At 39.4% G+C, this 24,025-nt stretch carries 20 protein-coding genes and 4 tRNA genes; 6 read left to right on the forward strand and 18 right to left on the reverse strand.

Going from position 1 to position 24,025, the window contains the following annotated elements:
• Nucleotides 1–17 precede the first annotated feature (17 nt).
• From CS931_RS03715 to CS931_RS03735, 5 genes are all read right to left on the reverse strand, one after another.
• Nucleotides 18–812: a PHP domain-containing protein gene (locus tag CS931_RS03715; protein WP_099204400.1), complete on the reverse strand. Its 795-nt coding sequence runs from the start codon at nucleotides 810–812 to the stop codon at nucleotides 18–20.
• Nucleotides 813–984: 172 nt separating this feature from the next.
• A complete protein-coding gene (locus CS931_RS03720; RefSeq protein ID WP_099204401.1) occupies nucleotides 985–1,845 on the reverse strand; it encodes a PhzF family phenazine biosynthesis protein in 861 nt (286 codons plus the stop codon).
• 350 nt (nucleotides 1,846–2,195) lie between these two features.
• Nucleotides 2,196–2,576: a VOC family protein gene (locus tag CS931_RS03725; RefSeq protein ID WP_099204402.1), complete on the reverse strand. Its 381-nt coding sequence runs from the start codon at nucleotides 2,574–2,576 to the stop codon at nucleotides 2,196–2,198.
• A gap of 95 nt (nucleotides 2,577–2,671) precedes the next feature.
• Nucleotides 2,672–2,748 (reverse strand) — tRNA-Pro (locus CS931_RS03730).
• A gap of 35 nt (nucleotides 2,749–2,783) precedes the next feature.
• A tRNA-Gln gene (locus tag CS931_RS03735) sits at nucleotides 2,784–2,857 on the reverse strand.
• Between the two features lie 242 nt (nucleotides 2,858–3,099).
• Here CS931_RS03735 and CS931_RS03740 point away from each other — a divergent pair.
• On the forward strand, nucleotides 3,100–3,282 hold the full coding sequence (locus tag CS931_RS03740) for an alpha/beta-type small acid-soluble spore protein (protein ID WP_099204403.1): 183 nt from the start codon (nucleotides 3,100–3,102) through the stop codon (nucleotides 3,280–3,282).
• 70 nt (nucleotides 3,283–3,352) lie between these two features.
• Here the strand turns inward: CS931_RS03740 and CS931_RS03745 are convergent, their stop codons facing one another.
• The 10 genes from CS931_RS03745 to CS931_RS03790 all read right to left on the reverse strand — a co-directional run bounded on the left by CS931_RS03745 (nucleotide 3,353) and on the right by CS931_RS03790 (nucleotide 12,478).
• The gene (locus CS931_RS03745) at nucleotides 3,353–3,823 is read right to left on the reverse strand and encodes a 23S rRNA (pseudouridine(1915)-N(3))-methyltransferase RlmH (protein ID WP_099204404.1); all 471 of its coding nucleotides are present in this window, start codon (nucleotides 3,821–3,823) and stop codon (nucleotides 3,353–3,355) included.
• A 7-nt stretch (nucleotides 3,824–3,830) separates the two neighbouring features.
• Nucleotides 3,831–4,613 (reverse strand): MBL fold metallo-hydrolase, encoded by a 783-nt coding sequence (locus CS931_RS03750; protein WP_099204405.1) that lies wholly within the window; start codon nucleotides 4,611–4,613, stop codon nucleotides 3,831–3,833.
• A 57-nt stretch (nucleotides 4,614–4,670) separates the two neighbouring features.
• Entirely contained in the window at nucleotides 4,671–5,960 is a 1,290-nt protein-coding gene (murA, locus tag CS931_RS03755; protein ID WP_099204597.1) for a UDP-N-acetylglucosamine 1-carboxyvinyltransferase, read from the reverse strand.
• 254 nt (nucleotides 5,961–6,214) lie between these two features.
• Nucleotides 6,215–6,922 carry a glycerol-3-phosphate 1-O-acyltransferase PlsY gene (gene plsY / locus CS931_RS03760; protein WP_099204406.1) on the reverse strand — a complete coding sequence of 236 codons (708 nt, stop codon included), beginning with the start codon at nucleotides 6,920–6,922 and terminating at the stop codon, nucleotides 6,215–6,217.
• 37 nt (nucleotides 6,923–6,959) lie between these two features.
• Entirely contained in the window at nucleotides 6,960–8,285 is a 1,326-nt protein-coding gene (der, locus tag CS931_RS03765) for a ribosome biogenesis GTPase Der (protein WP_099204407.1), read from the reverse strand.
• 152 nt (nucleotides 8,286–8,437) lie between these two features.
• Nucleotides 8,438–8,620 carry a 50S ribosomal protein L32 gene (gene rpmF / locus CS931_RS03770; protein WP_099204408.1) on the reverse strand — a complete coding sequence of 61 codons (183 nt, stop codon included), beginning with the start codon at nucleotides 8,618–8,620 and terminating at the stop codon, nucleotides 8,438–8,440.
• Nucleotides 8,621–8,643: 23 nt separating this feature from the next.
• A complete protein-coding gene (locus tag CS931_RS03775) occupies nucleotides 8,644–9,150 on the reverse strand; it encodes a YceD family protein (RefSeq protein WP_159459733.1) in 507 nt (168 codons plus the stop codon).
• A gap of 151 nt (nucleotides 9,151–9,301) precedes the next feature.
• Nucleotides 9,302–9,715 (reverse strand): hypothetical protein, encoded by a 414-nt coding sequence (locus CS931_RS03780; RefSeq protein ID WP_099204410.1) that lies wholly within the window; start codon nucleotides 9,713–9,715, stop codon nucleotides 9,302–9,304.
• Nucleotides 9,716–9,797: 82 nt separating this feature from the next.
• A complete protein-coding gene (locus CS931_RS03785; RefSeq protein WP_099204411.1) occupies nucleotides 9,798–11,135 on the reverse strand; it encodes a glucose-6-phosphate isomerase in 1,338 nt (445 codons plus the stop codon).
• Between the two features lie 119 nt (nucleotides 11,136–11,254).
• Nucleotides 11,255–12,478: a D-alanyl-D-alanine carboxypeptidase family protein gene (locus tag CS931_RS03790; RefSeq protein ID WP_242964891.1), complete on the reverse strand. Its 1,224-nt coding sequence runs from the start codon at nucleotides 12,476–12,478 to the stop codon at nucleotides 11,255–11,257.
• A gap of 183 nt (nucleotides 12,479–12,661) precedes the next feature.
• On the opposite strand from CS931_RS03790, the gene CS931_RS03795 reads away from it, so the two are divergent.
• From CS931_RS03795 to CS931_RS03805, 3 genes are all read left to right on the forward strand, one after another.
• A tRNA-Leu gene (locus tag CS931_RS03795) sits at nucleotides 12,662–12,746 on the forward strand.
• Between the two features lie 232 nt (nucleotides 12,747–12,978).
• Complete coding sequence (locus tag CS931_RS03800) at nucleotides 12,979–14,922, forward strand: AraC family transcriptional regulator (protein ID WP_099204412.1); 1,944 nt, start codon at nucleotides 12,979–12,981, stop codon at nucleotides 14,920–14,922.
• Nucleotides 14,923–15,051: 129 nt separating this feature from the next.
• Nucleotides 15,052–17,025: an AraC family transcriptional regulator gene (locus tag CS931_RS03805; protein ID WP_099204413.1), complete on the forward strand. Its 1,974-nt coding sequence runs from the start codon at nucleotides 15,052–15,054 to the stop codon at nucleotides 17,023–17,025.
• A 234-nt stretch (nucleotides 17,026–17,259) separates the two neighbouring features.
• On the opposite strand, the gene CS931_RS03810 is transcribed toward CS931_RS03805, so the two are convergent.
• The 3 genes from CS931_RS03810 to CS931_RS03820 form a co-directional block, all read right to left on the reverse strand.
• On the reverse strand, nucleotides 17,260–18,207 hold the full coding sequence (locus CS931_RS03810) for a phosphotransferase family protein (RefSeq protein WP_099204414.1): 948 nt from the start codon (nucleotides 18,205–18,207) through the stop codon (nucleotides 17,260–17,262).
• Between the two features lie 180 nt (nucleotides 18,208–18,387).
• Nucleotides 18,388–19,014: a YdcF family protein gene (locus CS931_RS03815; protein WP_099204415.1), complete on the reverse strand. Its 627-nt coding sequence runs from the start codon at nucleotides 19,012–19,014 to the stop codon at nucleotides 18,388–18,390.
• A gap of 106 nt (nucleotides 19,015–19,120) precedes the next feature.
• Nucleotides 19,121–19,204: transfer RNA gene (locus CS931_RS03820), tRNA-Leu, on the reverse strand.
• Nucleotides 19,205–19,392: 188 nt separating this feature from the next.
• Here CS931_RS03820 and CS931_RS03825 point away from each other — a divergent pair.
• A complete protein-coding gene (locus CS931_RS03825) occupies nucleotides 19,393–19,935 on the forward strand; it encodes a QueT transporter family protein (RefSeq protein ID WP_099204416.1) in 543 nt (180 codons plus the stop codon).
• A 311-nt stretch (nucleotides 19,936–20,246) separates the two neighbouring features.
• Nucleotides 20,247–23,891, forward strand: coding sequence for a pyruvate:ferredoxin (flavodoxin) oxidoreductase (gene nifJ, locus CS931_RS03830; RefSeq protein ID WP_099204417.1), 3,645 nt, complete (start codon nucleotides 20,247–20,249; stop codon nucleotides 23,889–23,891).
• Nucleotides 23,892–24,025: the final 134 nt, after the last annotated feature.

The raw sequence follows: 24,025 nt of genomic DNA on the forward strand, positions 1-24,025 counted from the left end.
TTTACACCTCTGCAGATTTATTTTGCTTTCATAATGTAATCTGCCATAAGCTCATCTCTCATAGCTTTAATATTTGCCCCTACATCTTCAGGCTTATGAGCATCTGATGCATAACGTATGTCAACACCTTTACTCTTACAAATATTTAACAGCGTTTTATTCATGCCCATTTCATGATAATTGTAGTTTAGTGCCAGACCGCCACTCTGTTCTACGTACATATTGTGTAAGTTTAATTGATTGGCTAAATCAGAATATACATTTGACAGATTCTGCGGTGGTAAAATATCAAAACATTTTATAGAATCAGGGTGAGCGAGTCCTGTAAACAAGTTACTCTTAACAAGCTTTATCATACAGTCATAATATTGATTATATAGCCATTCAACATCAATACCGTCCCAAAATTCTATCTTATGGTCAAACCCAAAGCCATTCACCCAATGAATTGCACCCGTCGCAAAGTCAAAGTTATAGGAGTCAAGTATTTCAGATATTAATTGTTCATATTCAGGAAAATAGCAAATTTCAAGACCCCATCTTATTTTTATAGGAAACTGGTGCAATCTCATTTCATCAATTAGATTGGTAAATTGTTTGAGTTCAAATCCTGTTCTTTTAGTATACCAGGTTTGCTGATATTCGCTGAATTGGCAAATAGAGGAATACATAGGTGCAAATTCTTTAAAGCGATGTGAGTGTTCTAAAAGATAAATTTCATCAAGGCCCATATTCATTGCCTGTTCAACAAATTTATCTATCCATTCTTTGGTGTAGTTACCTCTTTCAATGTGAATATGTACATCTCTCATATAACCACCTCATTCTATACATTATATCAATCATATGTATTTTTTATTTTAGCATAGATAAAACAAAAAGTCATGTATGAGTCTATTATGCGAACCACATCAATACTAGATATCATCCTGTTTTCAAATGAAGATTTGAACTATTACTAAAAGCCATTATAGGGTTCCCGAATTAATCATTGAGGCAGCCCTGTATAGAAATAACTGCACTGCCCCCAACACAAATTACCTTATCCCCGTCAATTCGACTTTTAATAATTGAGGGTTTTTCCATGCTTTCCCCTTGAATAAAAGTATTCTCATCCTGTTCTGAAATTAGACCTTGACTATAAAGATAATAGGTCAATGCGCCATTTGACGTACCAGTTGCAGCCTCTTCATCAATGCCATAAAGCGGAGCAAAATTTCGGCATCGAGCCGTGACTTGGTCGGATAATTCAGGATAATACATATGAACACCAATTACTTGATGTCTTTGAGAAAGCCGAATTACTTCTTCTTTGTCCTGTGCAGAATTAGTGAGTTTATCTATACTGTCCACCGGGAGAAGAATATCCGCTAGACCTGTACTGACAATGCAAGCCTGCAATGTTGCTGGCTTATCCTCCGCGCAAAGTCCATAAGCCTTATAAAGAGCGGAAGTTTCCTCCTCGGATAATACTTTTATTAGCTTACCCGGTGCCATTCCCATCCAGATACAATCCGATTCTATTGTCACTGGAATTTCTCCTGCCGCCGTTTTGGCTGTATACTTGCCACTTGACAATGATTTTTTCTCCCGTAGGACTGTGAATGCAGAGATTGTGGCATGTCCACACAAATCTACTTCACCTTCCGGGGTAAAATATCGGATATGGAAAAGATGAGAATTGATTCTCTTTACAAACGCTGTTTCCGAATGCTTTAGCTCCGCGGCTATCTGTTGCATCAGGGCTGTGTCTGGAAAGTCTGCTGTTCTATCCAACAAGGCAACACCGGCCTGATTTCCTCCATAAATATGTTTTGTAAATGCATCTACAATGTATATTTCCATTTATTAACCTAACTTTCAAAATTTTTAATCAAGCGAAAACAAAAATAATGGTGAATATCTTGCGCCTATTTCTTTTTATATCATCGCATGGCTATGCTTAAATATATATTATCTGTCATAAAATAATATCTGTACCTTTAATTTTACCATAGATAAAACAAAAAGTCATGTATGAGTTTTTTATCCTCATACATGACTTTAATATGGCAACCCACGTCAGGTAGCATATAATTACACGTTATGTAAATTCATCTTTATTCTCACAGTGAATTTTCACCCAGAGGAAACGTGTAATTGGATATGTCAATAACTGGTTCTACAAGCCAAATCAATACTTGTGTAATGTGAAATTATTCTATGTCAAAGCAAAACGGATGTCCCTCCGGATCAAGCATAACCGCCCATTCCCCATATTGGTTTTCTGCCTTTTTTGCACCAAGAGAAACTGCAAAATCAATCCATTCTTGAAGTTTGGCTTTTTCCATAGCAAAGTCAAGATGCAGCATTTGTTGTTGTTTTCCCTGCTCTTCTGGCCATATTGGAGGAATATACATTTCGTTTTTCTGAAAACCTATGTTTACGTTATATTTTTCAGATACGATAATCACAAAATCATCTGTAATATAGCCTTTTTTCCATCCTAGCAACTGTGCATAGAATTCTGACAGAATGGCAGGTTCTCTGCAATCTATTACCACTTTATCAAACTTTATTTCGCCAAGGCTTTTCATTGTTTGTTTCCTTTTTTAGCTCTATTTTATCCATATTATAATAAAAACCTGTCATAAAATCAATAAGCAATTTTATGACAGGTTTCAACAGTATATGGTCGAGGTGACAGGATTTGAACCTGCGACTTCTACGTCCCGAACGTAGCGCTCTACCAAGCTGAGCCACACCTCGAAAAAAATAGTCCCGACAAGCGAGACTTTTGTTGTTGGCAGCGGCACCAGGATTTGAACCCAGACAAACAGAGTCAGAGTCTGCTGTGCTACCGTTACACAATGCCGCTGTATATTAATATTGTTTTTGACAACATTAATTATTATAGCAATTAAAAGAAAAAAGTCAAGCCTTTTTTACTTTATTCAAAATATTTTCTTTCATTTTATATCTTTTTAAATTTTTTTTTTGCCTCGAATCAGTCAAGTAAAATATCAATTTATTTGAAAAAATTCCCATTCATAAATCATTCCACGATATCCATAATACTTAATGCAAACGCAAATAGAATAAGTTTTAAGGAGAACCAAAATGAAAAATTCTACACCTGCTTCAAAAGAAGCCATGAATCGTTTCAAAATGCAGTCTGCCTCTGAAGTCGGCGTAAACCTAAAACAAGGTTATAACGGCGATCTTTCTTCCAGAGATGCTGGTTCCATTGGTGGCCAGATGGTCAAGAAAATGATCGAAAGCTACGAGAGCAACATGCAATAATTGTTTGCCACCGTGCTACACAGAAAGCGTCTTATCTTAACTGGATAAGGCGCTTTCGCCTTTTTATATGCTATTTGTGGTATTTTGTATTGGCTAAAATTTGCGTTGCCCGATAAATTTGCTCTGTCAGCATAACTCTTGCCAACGTATGCGGAAATGTCATTTTAGACATAGACATCATTTGCCCCGCTCGTTTCACATTTTCAGAAAGTCCAAATGAACTTCCAATTATGAATGTCATTTCACCAGGATATTGCATAACTTCTGCCATTTTTCCTGATAAATCCAAAGAGCTCAATTGCTTTCCTTCGATGCACATAGAAAAGATAGCGCCAGATGCTTTTGCCAGAATCTTGACGGCTTCTTTTTCTAATGCTGATATAATTTGTGTTTCAGAGGGATTGTCAGGTAACCGTTCCTCGGCAATCTCGATGCATTCAAATGCGCAAAATGGGCGCAGACGTTTTTCATATTCTGCCATTGCTTGACGAAAATAGTTTTCTTTTATTTTACCGATACAAATTAATTTTACACGCAGCATAATTCACCTAGAATACAAAAATTTCACGCCGATGATTCTCGGGTGATGCGACCGTCAGCATAAAGTCTTGATTCTCAGTCAGTCCACTCTCTGTGAGGGTCTTTAAAGACATATTTTTGGCTACCGAGGGTGAATTGTTATCCCTGCTTAAATGAGCTAATACAAAGCGTGTAGTACCGCTTGCAGCAAGCTTGGGTAAAAGAGCAGAACAAACTCGGTTTGAAAGATGTCCTTGATCTGAAAGAATACGTCGTTTTAGATAATAAGGATACTCTCCTGCTTTCAACATTTTTTCATCATGATTTGACTCAATAACCGCAAAATCTGCACCGAGCAAGCTATCCTCTACCTCTTGAGAAACAAAGCCTAAGTCAGTAGAAAAAACCAGTATACGATCGTCAGCTGTTTTGATTCTAAACCCTATCGGCTCTGCACAATCATGCGAAGTAGAAAAATGGCAGATTTCCATATCTGCTAATTGCAAATCCTGTTCGATTATGTAGGTCTTAGTTTCTCCCAGATTCCCCTCCATAGCCCGTAATGTTCCAGCAGAGGCAAACACGGGTATGTCATATTTCTTGGCTAAAACACGAACTCCGCTGATATGATCAGAGTGCTCGTGTGTCACCAAAATACCTTGAACCGCAAGAGGGTCAATCTCACACGCTTTGAGCATCATATCAATCTGTTTCGCAGAACGTCCGGCATCTATTAGAACTCCTGCTGATTTTGAACCCAAATAATAACTGTTTCCTGAGCTGCCGCTAAAGAGCGGGCATAGTCTTGCCATAAGGTCTGATTCTCCTTTTTCCAAAATAAAAAGCCTCGAAGATTCGAGGCCTGTGTGTTAACTAATCTTTTCAATCAGGCTTCGCGGCTTTGGGACACAATCAATCTCCGCACCTAACCCAATCAGTTTTTCAGCTATATTTTCATATCCACGTTCGATATATTGAATCTCTTCCACATACGTTGTTCCTTGAGAAACAAGCCCTGCAATCACCATTGCTGCGCCTGCACGCAAGTCAGTTGAGCTTACAGTTGCCCCTTTAAGCGTTTCAACACCTTCAATTGTCGCTATTTTTCCGTTCACTGTAATGTTAGCGCCCATTCTCTTGAGCTCATCCACATATTTAAAACGGTTATCTTCCCAAACACTTTCGTTCACCATGCTTGTACCCTGTGCAATCGTTAACAAAACGGTAATTTGTGGTTGCATATCAGTCGGAAAACCAGGGTGCGGCATTGTCTTCACATTGCATTTCACCAACGAATCTTCTCGAATGACACGAACACAATCGTCCCCTTCTTCAATGGTCACACCCATTTCAATCAGCTTAACCGAAATGGACTCCAAATGTTTAGGGGTTATATTTTTAATCAGCACATTGCCGCCCGTGGCCGCTACAGCAGCCATATAGGTTCCAGCTTCAATTTGATCGGGAATGATAGAATAGGTGACGCCATGTAAAGAAGCTACACCACGAATTTTAATCGTATCCGTACCGGCTCCGCTCACGTCTGCTCCCATCATATTCAGAAAGTTTGCTAAATCAACAATATGAGGTTCTCTGGCAGCATTTTCAATCACCGTCAGACCTTTGGCTTTAACAGCTGCCAACATAATATTCATGGTAGCGCCAACTGAAACCACATCTAAATATATGTTAGCACCTTTTAAAGCACCATCAGAAGAAACTGCAATCATTCTTTCATCTAAATGCGTATCGCAGCCCAGTGCTGAAAATCCTTTTAAATGTTGGTCAATAGGACGAACACCAAAATTGCAGCCTCCCGGAAACGGAACCACTGCTTTGCAGCAACGTCCCAACAGTGCCCCTATAAAATAATAAGAAGCACGTATTTTAGAAGCAGATTCATACGGCACAATATCCGTATTTACTGTTCTTGGGTCAATTTTGAGGGTATGCGTATCGATATATTCTACCTCTGCACCCAATTCAGATAGAATCGTCATAATTGTTTTTACGTCGGATATATCGGGTATATTTTCGATTCTGCAAGGAGAATCAGCCAGAATTACTGCAGGAAGAATGGCAAGAGCGGCATTTTTTGCTCCGCTGATATTGACTTCGCCGTACAGTTTTTTTCCGCCTTTAATAATATATTGATTCAATTTCACACTTCCTAACGACTCTTTTTTTGTTTATGCTGTAACTTGCCTGAATCTCCACTGAGTAACAAGCGGTTGGCAGGAATTCTACTCGTGAAAAAAGCCGGTTGAAATTTGATATTCACTAAGTTTAGTATTTAACTGTTGTTAATAATAATACATACAGCGCAAAATGTCAATATGAGGGATAATGTTATGGAACCATGAACCATGTAAGATTGCACTAATTTTGCGACTAATCTGGAAAGTTATGTCAATTACTTTTTGAAAGAAATTTGCTTTTCTTCCCCATTTCGTAGTCTTTTGATATTTGGGATATGCGTGAACAGAATAATGCCTCCAATAATAAAAGACGCCAATGTAATACACAAAATATACAGCATTGAAAATTCTCGGCCAAAATGCAGCGGAGAATTTTTATAATCAAATAAGAACATAATCAAGAAAGTGTAAACTGGGTATAATCCCATGCCCAATACAGATGCTAAAGAAACAATTTTTTTGAGAGCAAAAACAATGATAAAGGTAAGAACGGCCGGAATAAACACACGCCAATCTAACAACAAAACCAAAGCTGCCGCTGTTGTAACACCTTTTCCACCCTTAAAATGGAAATATAACGGTTTTATATGGCCTAGCATACAACCAACTCCAGCAGCATATTTGCCGATTTGCACCCAAATAAGAGAAATGCCAGCTTGGTTACAGGTGTATTTAAATATCTGATAGCCAATCGCAATTGCCAAGACACATTTCAAAAAATCAAGAACAAAAGTGATCACAGCGGCATGCAATCCAACTGAGCGCAAAACATTGGTTGCACCTGCGTTACCGCTGCCTTGTGTACGAATATCCTGACGGCTGATTATGCGAGTTAAAATAATTGAAAAACTTAGACTGCCAATTAAATAGCCGACCAAAATTGAGATGAGAGAAGGAATAAGAAGTTTCGATACTATTTCCATAAAAATAAACGTTCCTTTCGGTCAAGATTCTATTCTGTTATGATTTTTCACCGCGCTCACGAACAATCATCCTCACAGGTGTGCCCTCTAAGCCAAAAGTATCTCGAATACGGTTCTCTAAATAGCGCTGATAGGAGAAATGGAATAATTCTTTAGAATTGGCAAAACAAACAAAGGTCGGCGGCTTTGTCGCTGCCTGGGTCATATAATAAATCTTTAAACGTTTGCCTTTATCAGTAGGCGGTTGTACTCTGGCCACGGCTTGTGCCAAAATGTCATTCAGCATACCCGTCGTTACACGCAAAGCGTTGCTTGAAGCCACATGATTAATGGTCTCAAACATCAAATCGAGTCTTTGTCCTGTTTTAGCTGAAATAAATATAATTGGTGCATAAGACATAAAAGCGAATTCATTTTCCAAAATCGCTCTGTGTTCTTGCATTGTTTTATTGTCTTTTTCAATCGCATCCCATTTATTGACAACAATGACACAGCCTTTGCCGGCCTCATGAGCGATACCAGCCACTTTTGTGTCTTGCTCTGTAAAACCAACTTCGGCATCAATTAAAATCAGACAGACATCTGCCCTATCCACAGCCATCTCTGCTCGCAGATTGCTATAATGCTCGATAGAATCTGTCACACGGCTCTTACGGCGCAGACCTGCTGTGTCAATAAAAGTATACGTTCCATGTTCATTTTGAATTGTGGTATCAATCGCATCACGTGTTGTGCCTGCAATATCAGAAACAATAGAACGTTTCTCTCCAGAAATTTTATTTACAAGAGAAGATTTGCCCACATTAGGCTTGCCAATGACAGCAACCTTAATAATGTCTCCCTCTTCTTCTTCATTTTCATCAAAATTAAGGTGTTCCATAACACGGTCAAGCAAGTCGCCAGTGCCATGACCATGCACGGAAGAAACCATAACAGGGTCTCCGAGGCCTAAATTATAAAATTCATAAAATTCAGGCGGCGGATCACCCAATTGATCACCTTTGTTGACGCAAAGAATAATTGGCACTCTGCTTTTCAGCAGCATGGAAGCTACATCAGAATCTGTTGCCGTTACACCTGTCTTTAAATCGGTAACAAAAATAATAGCATCAGCTGCATCAATTGCTAACTGTGCTTGTTCTCTCATTTGCGATAAAATAATATCTTTAGAATCGGGCTCGATGCCGCCTGTGTCAATCACAGTGAACTTTTTGCCGACCCACTCGGTTTCGCCGAAAATTCTATCTCGTGTCACACCTGGTGTATCTTCGACTATGGCCTGTCTTTGACCGATTAATTTATTAAATAAAGTCGATTTTCCTACATTGGGTCTGCCAACGATCGCAACTATAGGTTTTGACATTTGTTTTTACCTTTCTAACACAATATGATATATTGTAGTATTTCTTTCAGTATTACATTTAATGCCGTTTTCGTCAAGTAAATTTTCAAAAAAAATAGAGAAGGAAAACCCCTCTCTGTTTTTTCGATTCAGACTGTCATTTTCATTCGAAATTAGGCTTCTTTTTTGATTACTTGTCTGCCGTTATAAAAACCGCATGTACCGCAAACTCTGTGCGGTGCTTTGTAATCTCCGCACTGCGGACATTTGGAAAGAGCGGGTGCTTCAAGTTTCCACACGTTAGATCTTCTTTTATTTTGTCTCGCGCTTGATACTTTTCTCTTTGGTACTGCCATCTGTAGCACCTCCTTATAGAAATTTATTCTTTGTGATCCATAAGCTGCCTCAGAACTTCCAAACGAGGGTCAACCTGCTTTTTATCACAAGAACAATCGCCTTCATTTAGATTTTGGCCGCACATGGGGCAAAGTCCCTTGCAATCTGATGAACAAAGAAATTTTGTGGGAAACTCTGTTATCACAGATGAATAAACAAGCTCGTCCAAGTTTAGCAACTTGTTTTCTGCAAGAATGTACCGGCCGTCCTGGTCTTCTTCGTTGAGCGCTGTGACGATTACATAAGAATTTGCTTCTGAATATTCTTCTTTAGCAACTTCCAAGCAACGATCACAAGGTTTTTGAATGATATAAGAAAACTGAATATCGAGCAAAACAGAATTTGAAAAACTTTTCAAATTTGCTTGCACTTTAACTGGAAAAGGAAAAGGATAAACACCGTCTATCTCAATTTCTTTTAAATCAACGGAAAACTGAAGGGAATCTTCAGCATCATCCGACAAGAAATATTTCTCCAAGTTTACAATCATATCATACAACCCCATCTCACACTTAAACAATTATAATAACCTAAACATTTTTTGTCAAGAAATATTTCTTATTTTCCTCATAAAACGCAGAAAAATGCAAAGAAAATTCCAGTTGACCGCTTAAACTGATTCGGTCAACCGGAAAACATCTTTATTTCAAAATGAATTCTTGCAGCGAAGCAGGGATTTCTTCATCAGATGCTGAAACAGAGAATACTAAATTCACATGTGAGCATTCTGAGAGATGTTTGAAGTTTTCAACTAAATGATCTAATGCAGAAGCATCAGCATCAATGATTTTTAATGTACGGTCAATCAAAATATCTGTCACATCATAGTTGCCTGCACAAATACCGCTGACAAAGCCAAATAATTCATCTGCTCCAACAATATTAAAAGCATCAGAATCGACCAAACGGGCTTCATGTGAAATGTCGTATGTCATCTTCAGACCTTTTTCAATTACTACAACACTGCCTTTTGAAGTTTCAACTGCCTTGTCTGTCAATTCAATCAATTTTTTTGTCTTTCCAGAACCTTTTCCGCCTGTTAAAAGAGTAATCATATGCACGTTCTCCTTTGTTATATTTTCCGCCGGAGCGGTATCTGCCTTTGTTTTTCCATTCTTACTTGGTCTGTTGCTTTAATTAAGAAAGTCTTTTTTCCAATTCTGCTTTGGCATCTTCATAGCCGGGCTTGCCAAGCAAAGCAAACATATTCTTTTTGTAGCTTTCTACACCGGGTTGATCAAATGGATTCACACCCAAAATATATCCTGAAACCGCACAAGCTTTTTCAAAGAAATAAATCAAATGTCCTAGTGTACGCTCAGAGAAGTCTTCTGCATTCAGTACAATATTCGGCACACCGCCATCATTATGAGCCAAAACAGTTCCTTCAAAAGCTTTGTCGTTTACAAAAGCCATGCTCTGACCTTCAAGATAGTTTAAGCCGTCAATATCTTCAGGGTCGTTGCCAATCAAAATTTCATGCTTTGGTTTATTGAAATGAACTACTGTTTCAAATAAATCACGTCGACCGTCCTGCATATATTGTCCCATAGAATGCAAATCGGTTGAGAAAATCACAGAGGCTGGGAACAATCCTTTTTGGTCTTTGCCTTCGCTTTCGCCATAGAGCTGTTTCCACCATTCATTCATCATGGTGTAGCATGGTTCATAGCTGACCATCACTTCTGTGCTTTTTCCCTTGTTATAAAGAATGTTGCGGATAGCGGCATACTTATAGCAATCATTTTCTTCAATGGAAGGAGTGTTGTATTTGTTCATTGCTTCTTTTGCACCTGACATCAGCGCTTCTATATCCGCACCGGCAACCGCAATCGGAAGAAGTCCAACAGCTGTTAGAACAGAGAATCGTCCGCCTACATCATCCGGCACAACAAAGGTTTCAAAGCCTTCTTTGTCAGCCAAATTCTTGAGTGTGCCTTTTGCTTTGTCAGTTGTGCAGAAGATGCGCTTTTTAGCTTCTTCTTTGCCGTATTTTTTCTCCAAAATTTCGCGGAAAACACGGAAAGCAATTGCTGGTTCTGTTGTGGTGCCTGATTTTGAAATCATGTTAATTGAAATGTCTTTGCCTTCACAGATAGAAACCAATTCAGCCAAAGCTGATGAGCTAATACTGTTGCCGGTAAAATAAATATTCGGCGTATCTTTTGTCAAATCATTATATTTGTCTGATTTTAAAAATTCGATAGCAGCACGAGCGCCTAAATAAGAACCGCCAATGCCGATTACAATGAAAATATCAGAATTATTTTTGATTCGTTCTGCTGCAGCCTGAATTCTTGCAAATTCTTCTTTGTCGTAATTTTCAGGTAAATTCACCCAACCTAAAAAGTCATTGCCAAGACCAGTGCCTGCCATTAATGATTCATGAGCTGCTTTTACATTTTGCTCCATCCCTGCATATTCATGAGCAGAAACAAAACCTTTCAAATATTTATCTTCTAACTTCAACGGCATAATAGTATACCCTCCCATTGATGATGCCTTAGTATGTGCTTTTATTCTACAATACATGGGGGGATTTTGCAAGATGATTGCAACACTTTATCAAAAAGTTCAACCTTCATTCACAAAGCCTACACACGAAAGAAATGATAAAGTAAATAGAAAAAAGAAGATTTTATGCCGATAGATTCTACACTTTCTGCCGCTTTAATTTCGCTTTGTGCCAGTTCTTTTTCACCGCTGACATAACGCACATATCCTACAATATCACCTTCTTGAATCGGCGCCTCTAAGTTTTCTGTTAAAACAATTTTGCTTTCTACTGCTGATTTTTCTGATGTTTTCATTAAAATTGATGGCGGGTCTTGCGTCACCGTTTTCAGAGTTTTCTTCATGCCGCCCTGAATCGGTATCTCTCCGACAACTGGGTTCTCAGGGATTACAACACTCCAATTGGCAAAGCCATAATCTAACATAGCCGCCGCATCTTGAAAGCGATTTTGCGTGCTTGAAGCCCCCAAGACAACAGCAATCAGACTTAAATTCTCTCTTTTTGCGGTTGCCGTAATACAACTGCCCGCCTTCGAGGTTGTTCCTGTTTTCAGCCCAGTGATTCCCTGATAGGTCTTAATAAGCTTGTTGGTATTGACAAGCTGAGTCTCGCCGTTTCGAATATAGTCAATCCAAGTGAGGGTATAGTCCATGATTTTAGGATGGCGCATGAGTTCACGGCTCATCAGCGCCACATCATAGGCCGTTGTCACGTGTCCTTCTTCATCTAAGCCATTACAATTCTTGAAAACACTGTTAGTCATTCCTAGAGCCTGTGCCTTCTCGTTCATGGCCGCAACAAAAGTATCTTCGCTGCCTGAAACAGACTCTGCAAGCACAACAGCAGCGTCATTGGCGCTCATAATGACCGTGGATTTAATTAAATCATCGACGCTCATCATTTCGCCTTCTTTTAGCCAAATATCAGAGCCGCCCATAGAGGCCGCGTGCGCTGAAGCTGACAGCATATCCTCTAAAGCAAGCCGACCCTCATCAATGGCATCAAACACCAAACATAGCGTCATTACTTTGGTAATAGACGCAGCTGAACGTGGCTCATGCGCATTTTTTTCATACAAAACTTCTCCGTTATCCTCATTCATTAAAATCGCAGACGGAGCACTAACATCAAAGCCGGTTGTTTCCGCTTTCGCAGATAACACAGGAATACACAGCATTCCTACTAAAGCAACTATCATAATCCTTATGCTATTTCTCTTGCCATTCCTCTTCATTTTATCCAGCACCCCTTCATGAATACAGAAATTATATTTGTTTCTGCCAAAAATCGTATCAATGCCCATTTACCTTCCCCTAAATATATGCATAACCAAGTAAGAAAAGAAGTTCTCCTTTGGCTCTCGTCCCAGCTAATTTTCTCTTTATTCTTATGCACTCTACTGCCTTCAAAAAATCTCTGCCCATTTTTTATCTTTTCTTGTTGACAATCGCAGAATTGATATGCTATAATAGCATCCGTTGATTAAGCGCGAGTGCTGGAACTGGCAGACAGGCACGTTTGAGGGGCGTGTGTTTCACGACGTATGGGTTCAAGTCCCATCTCGCGCACCAAATGATAGAAAAATGAAGAAAGAGACGAGTTAATTTCGTCTCTTCCTTTTTTATATACAAAAGCAAATCATTATCTTCTGCACGTCATTACCCTCACATAAAAAAACATATTTTGAGAATTAGAAAAGGAATCTTTTTTGTCTTTATAGGTCACTTTTTAACACTTGACAATCATGTTATAATAAACAAATTAGTTGAGTCTAACTATGTTATTTGTCACTGAGGTGTCGATATGTATATAAACCAAAATTTACCGTCGCTTACCAAAGAAGAAATTGCCCATGCTATCCGCATTTGGAATAGTTCTGCTATTTCTCTTTTAGATATTCGCCATAACTTAATTTCATTGCAAGAACCGCTTTGCCATTATCGCCTACCCGCAAGCACTTTTCTTTTTACGAGTGGTGGCGAAGCCGAAATTTTGCTAAATGATGCTTCTTTTCATGTAGAGAGGTTTGGATTGTTTCATGGAATCAAAGGAACACTGTTGAGCATTCGACCTGAATGTGAATGGTTCGAATATTATATGGTGCTTTATAAAGCAGGCGAACCGCCTTTTCACAGACGTGAATTTCATAAACAACTGGCCTATAGCAATCCATTTCAGCAGCAATATGGATTTACGCCAAGTAATCCCCTGTTTTTTGCTCACCAACTTCACCGCATGTACGATAAATGGAAAGGCTTCTCTCCTCTCAATTTATTCTATGAAAAGGCCGCCTTTTATCAATTGGTGTATGAAATCTATGAAGAACTGGAGCAAGGCTGTGTTCGTGTTTTCGAGCCAAATGTAATCGCTATGGCAACACGATATCTGGACGAACACTATGGCGAAAGTATTAGTATTCAAGAAATGTGCGGTGTTCTAGGCATTAGCTACAGCCATTTTCACCGAAGATTTAAAGAAAAAACAGGCAAAAGCCCTCAAGAATATCTGATTGCTGTCAGGCTGTCTTCTTCTAAAAAAGCTTTGTTAGAAAGCAATGCTTCCATACGTGAAATTGCCGATTCCTGCGGTTTCTCTGATGAATATAATTTCCACCGTCTATTTCTCAAAAATATTGGAATGACTCCGGGAGAATATCGAGAGAATTCATCAATTCAGATGAGAGATTACATCATTGGAAACGAAGTTCCTTTTCCCTATAATGAGAAAGGTCAAGTTAGCTTTGACGAACTCAATAAAAAAGGAGCCTCCTCAATGTTCAAACAAACAAGAAATAAAGCGGTTATGGCAGCAGCGTTATCGCTGGTCATGCTAATGTCTGCTTGCGGTACCACTACAGAAAAACCCAGCACCGCTGAATCTGCCCCCACTTCATCAGTAAGCAGTCAAGTAGAACCTGCTGATACGGAAGCTAAAGAAACCAAAACCATTCATATGGATTACGGTGATGTTGAAATACCGGCTGACCCGCAACGCGTCATTGTCATTTTTGTACAGGGTGATGTTATGGCACTTGGTGTAACTCCTGTTGGCACCTCTTTTAATGACGGTGCTGCTTTTGGAGATAAAGCGCAGGACGTTACGGTAATTGATGCGTTTTCTATTAATGAAGAAGAAATTTTGGCCTTAGACCCTGACTTAATTTTGTGGAACACAACAGACGAACAAGTTTATCAATCTCTTTCCAAAATTGCCCCCACTTTGGCAACAGACTACTATAACATGCCATACGATGAAAGACTTAGATTTTTTGGAGAAGTGTTTAATCGTTCAGAAGAAGCAGAAACATTGATTAATGATTTTGATAAAAAGCTTGAGAATGCTAAAACGCAATTAAAAGAAGCTGGTGCACTGGATAAAACTATAATTTGTGTTGATATTCGAGAAGATTTTATTCGTGCTTTCAGAGGCGGGCGGGGTGGCGAGCTTGTCTATGATAAAATAGGTTTTGCCATACCAGAAAAATTGCAGACAAACGAGGATTTTCAAGGAGACTCTAGTATGATTGACCTTTCCTATGAGGTTATTCCAGAATATGCAGGAGACTATATTTTACTAAATACTGACACTGATAATTTAGTGGATAATGCTGTTTGGAACGAGCTTCCTGCTGTCAAAGAGGGTCGTTTGATTCAAGCCTCTACTGACATGTTCTGGTTTAACGACGTGATTTCGATGTCTAAACAAATTGATGTTATTACGGAAGCTATGCTGGACAGTCAGCAATAAAAAATCATTTTTCTACTCAAGCTTATTTAAGGTTACAAGATATTATCCTGATATCTTGTAACCTTTTTGCCGCTATGCTATAATCAGTTAGTCAATCCTAATCAAGCCATTTACCATAGAGGTGCACCGATGTACATCCAGAAAAACTCGTCCGAACTCACTAAAGAGGAAATATCTGCTGGCATCCGCATTTGGAACAGTGCTGCCATTTCCCTTTTAGATATTCGTCACAATTTAATCTCCTCGAGAGAAGCCCTTAGTCAGTACCGCCTGCCTGCCAGTGCCTTTTTCTTTACTAGCGGCGGTGAAGCTGAATTATTACTCAACGATACCTCGTTTCACATCGAAAGATTTGGCATTTTTCATGCCGGCAAAGGAACTTTATTAAGCATTCACCCCAAATGTGAGTGGCTCGAATATTACATGGTACTATACAAGGCGAGTGAACCTCCTTTTCACAAAAGAGAATATGCTCATTTAATAGAAAGTAACAACCCTTTCCAAACGCAATATGGATTCTCTCCAAATAATCCTATTTTCATTTCAGAACTGCTGCGAAAAATGTATGAAAGCTGGAAAGGCCCCACTCCCCTGAATTTATTTTTTGGTAAATCTGCTTTTTATCAACTAGTATATGCTGTTTACGAAGAGCTTGAAAGAGGCCCTGTTCGCATGTTTGAACCCGACAACATTGCCATGGCTATGCGATATCTAACGGAGCATTATAACCAAGAAATTTCTATGCAGGAGCTCTGCGAAATGATGGGTATGAGCTACAGCCATTTTTATAAGAACTTTAAAGAACAAACAGGTGTCAGTCCGCAGGAATACTTAATTCAAGTACGTCTTTCTACCGCAAAACGCTGGTTGCAAAACAGCGAAATGCCGATGCGAGCTATTGCCGATTCTGCCGGATTCGCAAACGAACGCAATTTTTATCGCAGCTTTGCCAAGCATTACGGTGTTTCGCCCAATACATTCAGAAAGAATGTGTCACGTCCAGAGAACGATGAGGCCATTGGAAATATCATTCCTTTTCTCTATAATGAGGAGAGTCAAGTTAGTTTTGACGAACTCAAAGAAAAAGGAGTCATACAAATGGTTAAACAAATGAAAAATAGAGCGGTCATGGCAGCTGCCTTGTCACTGGTCATGCTACTATCTGCTTGTGGAGCACCGTCAGAAAGCAGCGACACGGAAAGTAAAGTTTCTTCCACATCATCAGTGAGTAGTCAAATAGCAGAAAGTCAGAATGAACAATCCGCAAAAGAGGATACAAGAATGATTAGTACCGTAAAAGGTGATGTAGAAATTCCAACAAACCCAAAACGCATTGTAACAGATGCCGGTATACTGGGTAACGTTTTAGCTCTTGGTGTGGTTCCTATAGCGATTGAGGATTATACTTCTACTGATGTCGCTTATAAAGATTTAATTCAAGATTCTGCCGTCTTAGAAAAATGGGAGCCAGAAGCAATTATGGCGCAAGAACCAGATTTGATTATCACGGTCTATGAAGACAGCTATGATCAATTATCCAAAGTCGCACCAACTGTTTATATCCCTAGCGATGATATCAGCGTAGAAGAAAAGCTTACCTTTATCGCAGATGTTTTAGGCAAGGATCCCGCAGAAGGAAAGCAGGTTGTCGATTCTTTCTATGAAAAAGCAGCTGAATCAAAGGCTAAACTCAAAGACGCCGGATTCTATGACAAAACTTTCAGCGTTATTCGCGTGCAAGGTGAGAATAAAATTGGTGTACGCTGGAGCAATAATCTTGGGGGTCAAATTCTATTTGGTGCCCTAGATTTGCCTAAATCTGAAGGCGCTTTAAGAGAAATTGAGGCAGGCGAAGATTGGGGTGCCACTCTCTCTTTTGAGGCCTTGCCAGAATATATGGGAGATTATATTCTAGTCACCGCTTCAAGCGAATTTGGCTATGATTTAATTAAAGACAACCCTGTATGGCAGTCACTGCCCGCCGTTCAGGCCGGCAATATTATTGTTCTTTCAGAACCTTATATGTATTTAAACGATATCTACTCTTGGTCGGCACAATTAGACCTCGTAACCAACAGCCTTTTGGCGTTAAACAATCCATAACCTTCTCGGTTCTTAACAAAATGTCTTCTAGCTTTATAGGTCATGCGCAAAAAAGAACTGACCATCAGAGCTGCTAAAGCACTATTTGGCTTGAATTTAACTTAAGCTGTTTCTTATTTTCTTCATACCAAAAGCCACCTAAAGCAAAAACACTCCTGCGTTTTCAGGAGTGTTTTTGCTTCTTTGCTTCAGTAAGAAAGATTGTATGTATTTCTAAATTAGCAAAATATTTCGTCATCTACTTTTAAGTTCATTTAGTTTTTCTTTCATTAAAGTGATTGCCCAACCATTATCCGCCTCATATCCACGATAAACGTGTTCTTGTGCTGCAATTATCAGCAGATAAATATCGTAATAATATATTCGACGTTTTTCGGCTACCGTAAAATGTGTTTTTCCATAACCGTTCAAGAAATCTGCTGATTGTGAATAGGAACGAAACCCTACTTCCATTAAAAAATCTCCCCACAAACAGCGCTCCCAATCAATTAAACCAGTAATCTTACCATTTTCTATAAAAATATTGCCATCCCAGATATCCCAATGCACTAAGCTCGGTCTCTTTACTTCGGTAAAAATAGACTTGTCCTCTTGAAGCAACGCGAGCAACTCTTCAAGTGAAATAGAAATTTCAATACCTGATTTTTTTGTATCCTGCACCAAGGCTCTCATCATAGCAAAAAACACACCATACCAATCATCGCCTTGTAACGATGGCTGACCAGGAAGGCCGAAATAAATATTAGTTAGCTCGTTAATCTGTCTATTGATTTTGCCGGTTTGGGCATAAATGCTACTCAGTTCAGCAGGTTGCAATTGTTCTTTTAGCGAGGATAGGCTGTTACCTGAAATTCTTTCCATAAAAAAATAGGGAGCATTACATAAGGTGCATGAAAAATCGCTAACCTGCACTTTAGGCAAAGGTATGCTCGTCTGCTCTGCCACAAGTTTCATACTTGCTACTTCTGTAGCCATAATATCTTTTTCGTATGTCATGATTGTTGTGTCAGGATGTGGAGCTATTTTCAGCACAAACTCCGTGCCATCCTTAAAAGCGACCAAATAAGCAATGTTGAAAAAACCTTCTGTCAGCTCTTGAATATGCCTGAATGCTTTATTAGGAAATGCCTGTTCAACCAATTTTTCAAGCGCAGCTCTACTTTGTATGTTTTTTGTTAACATAGTACCCCATCACACTCCATTCAATATCGTATGCCAATTTTAATCTATATCATGAATTCTATGTACAGCGTATCTGTAAAAGTCAAAAATTCGATTGCAACTGGCTGTTTTTCTAAAAGATTTGTGTAATCCTGTAAGAATAAATGTAAATTTTTATTCTCTTCTAAATCGTTTGCTCTGTTAAACCTCATACTCATTAGCACCTAAAAGCGCCTTGTTAATAAGAAAATCCTCAACAAACTGATTGCCGCATCGACTCAGCTCACCCATAACGCGTTGAATTCCGTAATCGGTTTTATACCAGTTATCTTTTGTAATATCATAGCTCAAAACAGGTGACACAAAAAACTTTGTATTCGGAAAAGCCATTTGATAAGACATCAGACTTCTTCTGGCGTGAAAGGACTTACATATAAGAATTGCTTTATTCATTTCAAGTTGATTATTGTTTACTACTTCACGGGCAAAGAGAGCGTTTTCTTTTGTGAAAGAGGACTTATTTTCTCCATAAAAGGCTGATTCAGGTACACCATTTTTCAATAATACATCGACAAAAAAGTCGTATTCTGTTTCATATTGCTTGTTGTAAATCTCTGTTTTTGAGCGTGGACCAGGAAATTTTCCGGTTTTTATACTTACACCGCCAGATATTAAGATGACAGGTGCTCTTTGATTTTTCCATAACTCTGCCGCTTTTTCTCCTAATTCTGGGTGAGAACCTCCCACAATCATAATTGCATCTGCTTTTTCTATTTCATGCTCAATGAAAATGAAATCACCAATATCTTTTATAATCTCTTGCACCATTTTGACACCTCCTGAAAGAACAACCTCGCATTCATATATTTATCTAACTATAATATAAAAAATCAAGGCAAAACACATATAGTATTGTGTTCTGCCTTGATTGCTTTGGTACAGGTGACAGGACTTGAACCTGCACGGGGTTACCACTAGAACCTAAATCTAGCGCGTCTGCCAATTCCGCCACACCTGCATATTAAAAATGAAGCTTCATTATCATACTACATCTTTTGCAAAATTGCAAGACCTTTTTTGATATTTTTTGCTTAAATCTGCAAAAGTGTTGATTTATATAGGCAAAAAGAGTATTCTTTTGTTTGCAGTTCTCTGCGGTCAGTCGCAAAATCCTGACCTTAAAAAAATACTAGGAGGCATACCTTTATGCAAAATTTAAAAAAAGTTCGCTATCTCGTTCAAGCGGCCGTCATTGCCGCACTCTATGCTGCTCTAACTTATGTGGCAAACGCCCTCAATTTGGCCTATGGTCCGGTGCAGTTTCGTTTTTCAGAAGCTTTGACACTCTTAGCCGTATTTACTCCGGCTGCTATTCCTGGCCTGACAGTGGGTTGTTTTTTATCCAACCTGACAAGCCCTTTCGGCGTGGTCGATTGGATTTTCGGCTCTTTGGCTACGTTTTTAGCAGTTGTTTGCAGTCGGCAAGTGTCTAAAATCCGCTTTAAAGACACACCTATTCTTTCTCCTTTCATGCCAGTTTTATTTAATGCAGTGATTATCGGTTTTGAGATTGCTTGCTTTTCAAGCACCAATCAATTTTCTTTTGCTCACTTCTCGTGGCCTGTATTTTTCGCCAATGCACTTTCAGTCGGTGCGGGCGAATTGGTGGTCTGCTATGCACTCGGATTACCCTTCTATTTTGCAATCAGACAAATCCACTCAAAATACCCCAAACTTTTAACCTATTAGTTCTCTAATAGCGAAGTTTAATTCAGCTCTTTAGAGAATCTCTCCATTTTTTTGAGTTGCGAAACTGATTTCTCTGATTCTCTTGGTTAGTATAATCTTATTATTTTAGTTAGTTGGGCAAACCGCTTTAAAGAGATTCTTTATCTCAAAATTTTAGCGTGTTTGCCTATATTTTTTCTATAAGATTAGTGGAGGTTACACGGTTTTAATTCTTTTATAGATTTATTATTAATATCAAAAATGGTAATATATTAGCATAACGGATTAAGTTCGTCATAACTTTATCATATTCTCAAGGAGGAATATCTTTCATGGCAAGAAAAATGAAAACCATGGATGGTAATACTGCCGCTGCGCACGTTTCTTATGCGTTTACCGACGTAGCTGCCATCTATCCTATCACCCCGTCATCTGTAATGGCAGATGAAACGGACAAATATGCTGCCGCGGGCCGCAAAAACTTATTTGGCAGAGAAGTTAGAGTGACTGAAATGCAGTCAGAAGGTGGTGCTGCCGGTGCTGTTCACGGTTCTTTGGCTGCTGGTGCTTTAACTACCACTTACACTGCTTCTCAGGGTCTTCTTTTGATGATCCCAAATATGTTTAAAATGGCCGGTGAATTGCTCCCCAGCGTTATTCATGTTTCAGCCAGAACTGTTGCTTCACACGCTTTGAATATTTTCGGTGATCACTCCGATATTTATTCTGCTCGCCAGACCGGCTATGGTATGCTGTGCGCAAACAGTCCTCAAGAAGCAATGGACCTTGGTGCTGTTGCTCACCTTTCTGCTATTAAAGGCAGAGTGCCGTTTGTTCATTTCTTCGACGGTTTCCGTACTTCTCATGAAGTGCAGAAAATTGAAGTTTGGGATTATGAAGATTTAGACGAAATGCTTGACTGGGATGCCGTCAACGCTTTCCGTAAAAATGCTTTGAACCCAGAACATCCTGTTCTTAGAGGACAAGCTCAAAACGGCGATATCTTCTTCCAGGCAAGAGAAGCTTCCAATAAATATTATGATGCTGTTCCTGAAGTTGTTGTTGACTACCTAAACAAAGTCAATGCAAAAATCGGCACAGACTACAAACCTTTCAACTACTACGGCGCCCCTGACGCTGAAAAAGTAATCATTGCTATGGGTTCTGCTTGTGAAACCATTGAAGAAGTCATTGATTATCTTGTTGCTGCAGGCGAAAAAGTTGGTCTTGTAAAAGTTCACCTCTATCGTCCATTTGTTGCTAAATATCTTTTAGACGTTATTCCTGAAACGGCTAAAGTTATTTCTGTTCTTGACAGAACCAAAGAGCCCGGTTCTATCGGCGAACCTCTTTATCTTGATGTACTGGCTGCTCTTAACGGTACTCCGTTCGGCGCTTGCCCTGTTCTCTCTGGCCGTTATGGTCTTGGTTCTAAAGATACCAAGCCTTCTGACATTATTGCTGTTTACCGCAATATGGAGAAAGCAGAACCCAAAAAGAGATTTACTATCGGTATCGTAGACGATGTCACTCATCTGTCACTCGAAGTTACAGAAGATCCTGACACCGCACCTAAGGGTACAACTTCTTGTAAATTCTGGGGTCTTGGTTCTGACGGTACTGTCGGTGCTAACAAAAACTCCATCAAAATTATTGGTGACCATACTGACATGTATGCTCAGGGTTACTTTGATTATGATTCCAAAAAATCAGGCGGTTTGACTATCTCTCACCTGCGTTTTGGTCATAGCCCAATCAAGTCCACTTATTATATCTCCAAAGCTGACTTTGTTGCTTGTCATAACCCTGCTTATCTTGAGCAATATGATATTGTTACAGATATCAAAAAAGGCGGCAGCTTCCTGTTGAACTGCCAGTGGTCAGTTGAAGATTTAGACAGCAGAATCCCTGCTAAAGTGAAGAAATATATCGCTGATAATGATATCAACCTCTACATCATTGATGGTTTTGATATTGGTAAAGAAATCGGTCTGGGCACCAGAATCAATACAATTCTGCAATCTGCTTTCTTTAGCATTGCTAAGATTATTCCGGCAGAAGATGCTAAACAGTATATGAAAGATGCTGCTACTCGTTCTTATAGCAAAAAAGGTGATGCCATCGTTAAGATGAACCACGATGCTATCGAACGCGGTGCTACCAGCTATATTAAAGTAGAAGTTCCTGCTGATTGGAAAAACGCAGTAGATGAATCTGAAAAGGTCTTAGCTACTGGCGACAGAGCAGATCTTGTTGATTATGTTAACAATGTCGTGCACCCAGTAAATAGCTTCCACGGTAAAGATTTGCCTGTTTCTGCTTTTGAAAAATATGCAGACGGTACTTCTCCACAAGGTACTTCCGCTTACGAAAAACGCGGTATCGCTGTTGACGTTCCAGAGTGGATTCCTGAAAACTGTATCCAGTGTAACCAGTGTGCTTATGTTTGTCCTCATGCTGTCATTCGTCCTGTTGCCATGACAGAAGAAGAGAAAAACGCTGCACCAGATATCATGATGTCAAAACCAATGACAGGTATGCCCGGCATGCATTTTGGTATTGTCATTTCTACTCTTGACTGTACCGGTTGTTCTTCTTGCGTACAGACTTGCCCTGCTAAAACAAAAGCTCTCAAAATGTCTCCTATCGATTCACGCAGACCACAGCAAGAAGTCTTCAACTATGCTGTTAAACTGCCTGTTAAAGAAGATGTTTTGGCTAAATTTAAACCAACTACCGTTAAAGGCAGCCAGTTTAAACAACCCCTTCTCGAATTCTCCGGCGCTTGCGCAGGCTGTGGTGAAACACCTTATGCTCGCTTGACCACACAGCTCTTCGGCGACAGAATGTATATCGCTAACGCAACCGGCTGTTCTTCTATCTGGGGCGGTTCTGCACCGGCTACTCCTTATACCGTTAACAAAGACGGTCATGGTCCTGCATGGCAGAACTCTTTGTTTGAAGATAATGCTGAGTTTGGTCTTGGTATTTATCTTGGACAAAAAGCTATTCGCGATCGTTTAGCTGAAAAAACAGAGAAATTGATTGCTGTTGAATATTGCACTGCTGAACTAAAAGAAGCTGGTCAAAAATGGCTTGATACAATGACAGATGGCGAGCTTTCTAAACAAGCAACTGCTAACTTCATTAAAGCTCTTGAGTGTGGCGTAGCTACCATTGATGAGTCTCTTGACTATGCAAAATCTATCAATTCAGCTGAAATGATTGCTGAGCTTGAGCAGAAAAAAGCCAACGGTGAAACACTTTGCGGTTGTGAAGCTTGCTCATTAGCTCTCGAAATTTTGAAAGATAAAGAATTCCTTGCTAAGAAATCCATTTGGATTCTCGGTGGCGATGGTTGGGCTTATGATATCGGTTTCGGCGGCTTAGACCACGTTATCGCTTCTGGCGAAGATGTCAACATTCTTGTCTTTGACACCGAAGTTTATTCTAACACAGGTGGTCAGGCTTCTAAATCTTCTCCAACCGGTTCTGTTGCTCAGTTTGCTGCAACTGGTAAACCTACGAAGAAGAAAGACCTTGCTGCTATCGCTATGAGCTATGGTTATGTTTATGTCGCACAGGTTGCTATGGGTGCTGACATGAATCAGTGCATTAAAGCTCTAAATGAAGCTGAAGGCTATAAGGGTCCGTCACTTGTCATCGCTTATTCACCTTGTATCAACCATGGTATTAAGGGCGGCATGGGCGCTTCTATGGCAGAAGAGAAAAAGGCTGTTACTGCTGGTTACTGGCATAACTTCCGTTTTGATCCTCGCCGTGAAGATGCAGGCGAAAACCCATTTGTGCTTGACAGTAAAGCTCCTAGTGCTTCTTATCGTGAGTTCATCATGAGCGAAGTTCGTTACAGCAGCTTGACACGTTCTTTCCCAGATCGTGCTACTACACTGTTTGCACAAGCTGAAAAAGATGCTGAAGCTAAATATGCAAAATTGCTGAAATTAGCTGAAAAGTAATTTTTCAAATTTGAAATAGTAATTATTTAATATGATGTACGAATTAATCCGAACAGATTTATTTCTGTTTGGATTAATTTTTTTATGCTAGATTTTTGGAACATCTTCTTGTATAATGAAAATATTGATTACCC

This window comes from Scatolibacter rhodanostii (assembly GCF_900197595.1).
In the GTDB taxonomy this organism is placed as follows: Bacteria; Bacillota; Clostridia; order Oscillospirales; family Acutalibacteraceae; genus Scatolibacter; species Scatolibacter rhodanostii.

What these genes read in the sequence shown, in the direction of transcription:
- plsY (WP_099204406.1), bottom strand. Translation starts at nt 6,922, where the DNA reads ATGGAAATAGTATCGAAACTTCTTATTCCTTCTCTCATCTCAATTTTG.
- CS931_RS03825 (WP_099204416.1), top strand. Translation starts at nt 19,393, where the DNA reads ATGCAAAATTTAAAAAAAGTTCGCTATCTCGTTCAAGCGGCCGTCATT.
- CS931_RS03800 (WP_099204412.1), top strand. Translation starts at nt 12,979, where the DNA reads ATGTATATAAACCAAAATTTACCGTCGCTTACCAAAGAAGAAATTGCC.
- CS931_RS03815 (WP_099204415.1), bottom strand. Translation starts at nt 19,014, where the DNA reads ATGGTGCAAGAGATTATAAAAGATATTGGTGATTTCATTTTCATTGAG.
- CS931_RS03805 (WP_099204413.1), top strand. Translation starts at nt 15,052, where the DNA reads ATGTACATCCAGAAAAACTCGTCCGAACTCACTAAAGAGGAAATATCT.
- CS931_RS03775 (WP_159459733.1), bottom strand. Translation starts at nt 9,150, where the DNA reads ATGATTGTAAACTTGGAGAAATATTTCTTGTCGGATGATGCTGAAGAT.
- CS931_RS03745 (WP_099204404.1), bottom strand. Translation starts at nt 3,823, where the DNA reads ATGCTGCGTGTAAAATTAATTTGTATCGGTAAAATAAAAGAAAACTAT.
- CS931_RS03810 (WP_099204414.1), bottom strand. Translation starts at nt 18,207, where the DNA reads ATGTTAACAAAAAACATACAAAGTAGAGCTGCGCTTGAAAAATTGGTT.
- CS931_RS03780 (WP_099204410.1), bottom strand. Translation starts at nt 9,715, where the DNA reads ATGATTACTCTTTTAACAGGCGGAAAAGGTTCTGGAAAGACAAAAAAA.
- CS931_RS03750 (WP_099204405.1), bottom strand. Translation starts at nt 4,613, where the DNA reads ATGGCAAGACTATGCCCGCTCTTTAGCGGCAGCTCAGGAAACAGTTAT.
- CS931_RS03715 (WP_099204400.1), bottom strand. Translation starts at nt 812, where the DNA reads ATGAGAGATGTACATATTCACATTGAAAGAGGTAACTACACCAAAGAA.
- CS931_RS03785 (WP_099204411.1), bottom strand. Translation starts at nt 11,135, where the DNA reads ATGCCGTTGAAGTTAGAAGATAAATATTTGAAAGGTTTTGTTTCTGCT.
- nifJ (WP_099204417.1), top strand. Translation starts at nt 20,247, where the DNA reads ATGGCAAGAAAAATGAAAACCATGGATGGTAATACTGCCGCTGCGCAC.
- CS931_RS03790 (WP_242964891.1), bottom strand. Translation starts at nt 12,478, where the DNA reads ATGGGCATTGATACGATTTTTGGCAGAAACAAATATAATTTCTGTATT.
- der (WP_099204407.1), bottom strand. Translation starts at nt 8,285, where the DNA reads ATGTCAAAACCTATAGTTGCGATCGTTGGCAGACCCAATGTAGGAAAA.
- CS931_RS03725 (WP_099204402.1), bottom strand. Translation starts at nt 2,576, where the DNA reads ATGAAAAGCCTTGGCGAAATAAAGTTTGATAAAGTGGTAATAGATTGC.
- rpmF (WP_099204408.1), bottom strand. Translation starts at nt 8,620, where the DNA reads ATGGCAGTACCAAAGAGAAAAGTATCAAGCGCGAGACAAAATAAAAGA.
- CS931_RS03740 (WP_099204403.1), top strand. Translation starts at nt 3,100, where the DNA reads ATGAAAAATTCTACACCTGCTTCAAAAGAAGCCATGAATCGTTTCAAA.
- CS931_RS03720 (WP_099204401.1), bottom strand. Translation starts at nt 1,845, where the DNA reads ATGGAAATATACATTGTAGATGCATTTACAAAACATATTTATGGAGGA.